General features: G+C 42.2%; 3 protein-coding genes. 2 read left to right on the top strand and 1 reads right to left on the bottom strand.

Features of this window, described 5'->3' with window-relative positions; translation table 11 throughout:
* Nucleotides 1-1,554: WD40 repeat domain-containing protein (locus tag F6K20_RS22180; protein WP_287296044.1), on the top strand; the 1,554-nt coding region annotated here is incomplete at its 5' end.
* 289 nt (nt 1,555-1,843) lie between these two features.
* Nucleotides 1,844-2,590: a calcium-binding protein gene (locus F6K20_RS22175; protein ID WP_287296042.1), complete on the top strand. Its 747-nt coding sequence runs from the start codon at nt 1,844-1,846 to the stop codon at nt 2,588-2,590.
* Between the two features lie 871 nt (nt 2,591-3,461).
* Here F6K20_RS22175 and F6K20_RS22170 read toward each other — a convergent pair.
* The gene (locus F6K20_RS22170) at nt 3,462-5,453 is read right to left on the bottom strand and encodes a hypothetical protein (protein ID WP_287296040.1); all 1,992 of its coding nucleotides are present in this window, start codon (nt 5,451-5,453) and stop codon (nt 3,462-3,464) included.
* Nucleotides 5,454-5,634: the final 181 nt, after the last annotated feature.

Below are 5,634 nucleotides of genomic sequence, written 5' to 3'. Positions count from 1 at the left end.
AAAGATTCTGTCTATGCGATCGCTTTTAGTCGAGATGGCAATAAGATACTCAGTGGCAGTAGGGACAACACAGTGCGTTTGTGGGACACAGAAACTGGTAAACTAATCCATACATTAGAAGGTCATGAAGATTCTGTATATGCGATCGCTTTTAGTCGAGATGGCAATAAGATTATCAGTGGCAGTAGGGACAACAGAGTGCGTTTGTGGGACACAGAAACCGGTCAACCTCTCCATACATTAGAAGGTCATACTAGTTATGTCACAGATATCGCTTTTAGCCCAGATGGCAAAAAGATACTCAGTGGCAGTAATGACAACACAGTGCGTTTGTGGGACACAGACACCGGTAAACTAATCCATACATTAGAAGGTCATAAAGATTCTGTCGATGCGATCGCTTTTAGTCCAGATGGCAATAAGATACTCAGTGGCAGTAGAGACAAAACAGTGCGTTTGTGGGACACAGAAACCGGTCAAATAATCCATACATTAGAAGGTCATACACGTTCTGTCTTAGATATCGCCTTTAGCCAAGATGGCAATAAGATACTCAGTGGCAGTAGGGACAAAACAGTGCGTTGGTGGGACACAGAAACCGGTAAACTAATCCATACATTAGAAGGTCATACAGCTGATGTCAGTGCGATCGCTTTTAGTCCAGATGGCAAACATATTATCAGTGGTAGTGGCGACGGCACAGTGCGGTTGTGGGATACAGAAACCGGTAAACTAATCCATACATTAGAAGGTCATAAAGATTCTGTCGATGCGATCGCTTTTAGTCCAAATGGCAATAAGATACTCAGTGGTAGTGACGACGGCACAGTGCGGTTGTGGGATACAGAAACCGGTCAAATAATCCATACATTAGAAGGTCATACAAGTACTGTCTATACGATCGCCTTTAGTCCAGATGGCAATAAGATACTCAGTGGCAGTTGGGACAACACAGTGCGTTTGTGGAACACAGAAACCGGTAAACTAATCCATACATTAGAAGGTCATACACGTTCTGTCTTAGATATCGCCTTTAGCCAAGATGGCAATAAGATACTCAGTGGCAGTTGGGACAACACAGTGCGTTGGTGGGACACCGAATCCGGTCAATTGCTCCATACATTAGAAGGTCATACAGCTGATGTCAATGCGATCGCTTTTAGTCCAGATGGCAAACAGATTATCAGTGGCAGTGGCGACGGAACAGTGCGTTTGTGGCGGGGTGGAAATTGGAAAGATTGGTTAAAAGAGGGATGTGATCAGCTGCAATTTCATCCTTACCTCGTTGCGCCTCACCATAATCAAGATAATAAAGAAGATAATAAAGCAGGAGAAGCCTGTCTCAAGTATGCCGATTGGGAAGATAAAACCAAAGCAGAATTTCTGGTGAGACAAGGTAGGGCTTTTGTTTTACAAAAAGAGCCAAATGTCAAGGCTGCTGTTAAAAAATTTAAAAAAGCGCAAAAACACAATCCTGATATAGACCTCAATCCAGATACAGAGGAAATAGATAAAGATCCAAAAACATTAGCGCAACAGTTAGCTTCAGAATGAAAATAATCAATTTACAGTATTGATAAGGCTCGTAACTGGGGTTACCGGAACTTAAAGATTCTTCCAAATTCTGATCGAATGAAAATGAGGTAAATGGGTGGTGCGAAGCTTCATCATGTGCATTCCCTGGATATCGGTTGATCAAGTCTCGAAACCCCTATAATCTCCTACAACTTTACTCGCAATAAAGTTAATTTGTTAATATTGACCTGGTTTGTTTATCAATAAGCCACGGCTTATTGATTCTTACCCTTACCCTGGGGAGCAGGAAAATAATCCTGTATACCTTATGGTTAATGATGTAGAGCAATTTGAAATTAATGGCCTTGCGGGAAATGATACTTTAACTGTTAATGATTTATCAGGTACCGATGCACAACTGGTAGTCTTTGATGGTGGTGAAGGTGATGATTCTCTCGACGGAAGTAAGGCAGTATTACCGTTAGTAGCTATTGGTGGTAATGGTAATGACACCCTAATTGGAGGTGCTGGTGATGATCTGCTAAGGGGTGATGCTGGCAATGACTACTTAGTTGGTGGAGATGGTGATGACAACCTACTTGGAGATGCCGGAGATGATACTCTGATTGGTGGTAATGGCAATGACAACCTAGTTGGTGGAGGAGGTGATGATATACTAATTAGTGGCGTAGGTAATACTACCTTTGTTCTTGATGCTGGTTCAGCCTTTAATTCTAGCAATTTCGGTACTACTACTATTGTCAACTTTGATGCTAGTAAGGACAAAATTCGTCTGGAACAAAGCACTTTCACCGCTCTCACTAGTACTGGAAGTGGTGGATTAGATGAGAGTCAATGGGCAGTTGTTTCTGGTGATGCTGAGGTTGACAGTAGTGATGCTTTGATTGTCTACAATAGCACAACTGGAAGTCTATTCTACAATCAAAATGGTAGTGAAACTGGTCTTGGAAACGGTGCCCTATTTGCTACATTTGAAACTTCTGGCACTTCTGGCACTACCACGTTTTCCAGTAGTAATCCTTCCTTAGGTATAGGAGATTTTGAGATAGGATAGGTGAGTTATAAGTTAGTTTAACTATAACTTAATGAGTTTCTTTAGGAGGTAGGAGTTAGGAGGTAAGGAGGTAAGGAGGTTAGGAGGTTAGGAGGTAAGGAGTTAGGAGGTAAGGAGTTAGGAGGTAAGGAGTTAGGAGGTAAGGAGTTAGGAGGTAAGGAGTTAGGAGGTAAGGAGTTAGGAGGTAAGGAGGTAGGAGTTAGGAGTTAGGAGATAGGAGTTAGGAGTTACAAAAGCCTTTGGTCTACTACATGTAGTCAGGAAAGAATAAAATTGATTCTTTATTCTGTCTCCTGTCTCCTGTCTCCTATCTCCTATCTGCTGTTATGCCAGTATTTAGTTAGAAGTAGCAAAGTTAATTAAAACAATATTCTGTCTACTAACTCCTATCTCCTATCTCCTATCTCCTATCTCCTATCTCTGCCAGTATTTAGTCATAAATAGCAAACTTGACTTCCAAAATAGTCTGTTTCCTATATATAGCAATTATACGACTTGTGAGGTACAAATTTCTGGGTTTTAGGGAGCAGCGATGCAGCGCGGTCTTGGGGAGCCAGTGCGGTCTTGGGGGTCTCCCCCATGAGCAACTGGCGTGGTTTCCCCCATGAGCGACTGCATCAAGACGGGAGCAGGGAGCAGGGAAGAGGTAAGAGGGAAGAGGTAAAAAATAATGTGTACCTCATGAGTCCTAGAAACGCTATACTATCTTCTCACTCCTAACCTCCTAAACTCCTAACTCCTAACCTCCTAAACTCCTAACTCCTAACCTCCTAAACTCCTACCTCCTAACCTCCTAACCTCCTAACCTCCTAACCTCCTAACTCCTAACCTCCTAACCTTCTAACTCCTAACCTCCTAACCTCCTCAACTCCTATTCCTCCTTCACAAACCTAACTTTTTGCACCCCTTCCATCATCTGTAAGCCAAATTGAGCGGAGGTAAAATTATCTACATTTCCCCCACCTGTGCTATTGAACCAAGTTTTCATATTTTCAGCAAATTCCACTAAGTTAATTAACCTGGTGTCAAAATTATTCCAGGGTACAGATATTTTGGAATCCACAATCAACTCACCATTGGCATTCCGTAAATCTTTGGTAATCTCTGTATCATCTACCCCAAAAGGATCTACCCCAGAGTGCATGGCTTCAGGTTTTTGGTGAATATCGACGGTTTTCACTTCCCCTTTGAAGATACAAATTAAGACATCTTTGGCTAATTTATCCATCCGTACTAGGGGTAACAGATTGCCCTCCGTCTCGTCAATGGAATCCGCATCCGCCACCGCTGTATCGTAGCCATCCACCAGTAAACCTGGCCATCCTGCCACCACTTGCGATCGCATGATAATTCCGGTAAGCTTTTGATCTGCACTGCGGGTTAAATTCCTATGATTAGAACGGGTTGCCCTATCTTCGGTGACATCTGCATCTGTTACTCGACCGATACTAAAAGCACCATCCTGTAAAGAGTCTACCCATAAAGGATCGACACAGAAAAAACGGATTGATTCTGAGGGGAGTAATTTTTCATCAGGAACTAAATAGTTAAAGGGAATACCTTGCAGTAATTCTAAGCTTTTAAACCAATTAAACACTGTTAAAGGAGCATCAATAAGTGATGTATCATGCTTAGGACTTAAGGGCAAGTGCAGAAAAATGTTCTCTAGTTGTTTCAGTTTTTGAGAACATACCCGTTTCCATTCATACAGTTTTGTGGCTACTCCTTGATTTTGCAGGGTTAACATCCGCCCTAATTGCCAAGCTGCTGCATAGGAAGTGTCAAAAAGTCCTAAATTAGAATCATATCTTAATAATTCATCGGCGGCTTTGGCAGGAAACTCATAGGTGTCGGAGTGGAAACCAGTGGCTAAAGGACTACGATACCAGGAAACTGTTTGACTTCCTTCCCGCAAGGAATGGGGAAAAGGAACATAACCCATGGCTAAAGATGCTTCTGCTGTGGCATTGGCATTAACCGGAAGTCTGGGAGTGCTGGGGGTACGATTGAGATTCTTGAGGATTTCAGTAAAGGTTTGTTTGGGATCTACACAAGAAAAACTCCAATTTGCCAAACTCACAAACCGGATCAGGTCTTCATCCCCCGCATCCTGGAAGTCAAAACTACCCTCATTTTTATAGCGTGCCTCCATGGAAACTAGGTGGACGTAACTAGTGCCATTGGGTTCGGGTAAACGGCTACACACAATCGTAGCAAATTCTTTTTCTTCCTCTACTTCATCTGCGGTAGTCTCACCGGGAACTTCTACCTCTAAGTCTTCTGCTTTGCGAATATGGGAAATATAGGCAAGGTCTGCTTTAGTAGGCAAAATATTGGCTAAATATTTCTTTTTGACATCGAATACTGTTGTGTTCTCCTCTGCTGTCTGTCCTACTCCATCTAATACATATTCAGGAAACTTACCTCCAGATGTCCTCCCTACTAATTCTCCCAGGGTAATAGTTTTCAGTTGGGGTTTATCATCCTCATTCTCAAAATCGGAATCTCGGAATAAGAGTAAAACTAACCAAGTGAAATTTTCATCCGTTGTGCCTGGAAAACGTTCCCAAGGCAGAGTGCTGCGATAAACCGTTATATGGGGTAAGACATTGGAATGATCTCCCAAGCTTTGTGGGGGAGGGAAAACTGCATAAATATCTTGGGGTTTGAGGGGTTCAAATCGTTCCCCAATTACGGAAAAGATTAACTCCTTGTTATAGGATATACCGTCAGGAATCCTGCTGTCTGTTTCTCTTTTGTCAGAGATAGATTGCTCAACTTTGATATGGTATTCGCCACTTTCAAGGGCTGGTTGATGGTACTGAATAAATTTTACTTGTTGTCCTTCGGTGGTTGTAGTCATGTTTTTTTTCCTTTGGTGTTTGTAGTGGGGGAAGGAGGGAAGGAGTTAGGAGGGAAGGATTTAGGAGATTAGAGATCGGAAGAGAACACGCCTGAACTCAAGTAACAAACTTTAGTCAATCTCTTAGGCGTCCTCCTGCTTGAAAAAAAAAAAAAAAAAATAAATTAACAACAGTATTAGA

This window comes from Moorena sp. SIO2C4, from assembly GCF_010672485.1.
GTDB classification, from domain to species: Bacteria; Cyanobacteriota; Cyanobacteriia; order Cyanobacteriales; family Coleofasciculaceae; genus Moorena; species Moorena producens.
The sequence above is the reverse complement of the archived record's forward strand: the minus strand, read 5'-3'. Positions and strand labels throughout refer to the sequence as shown.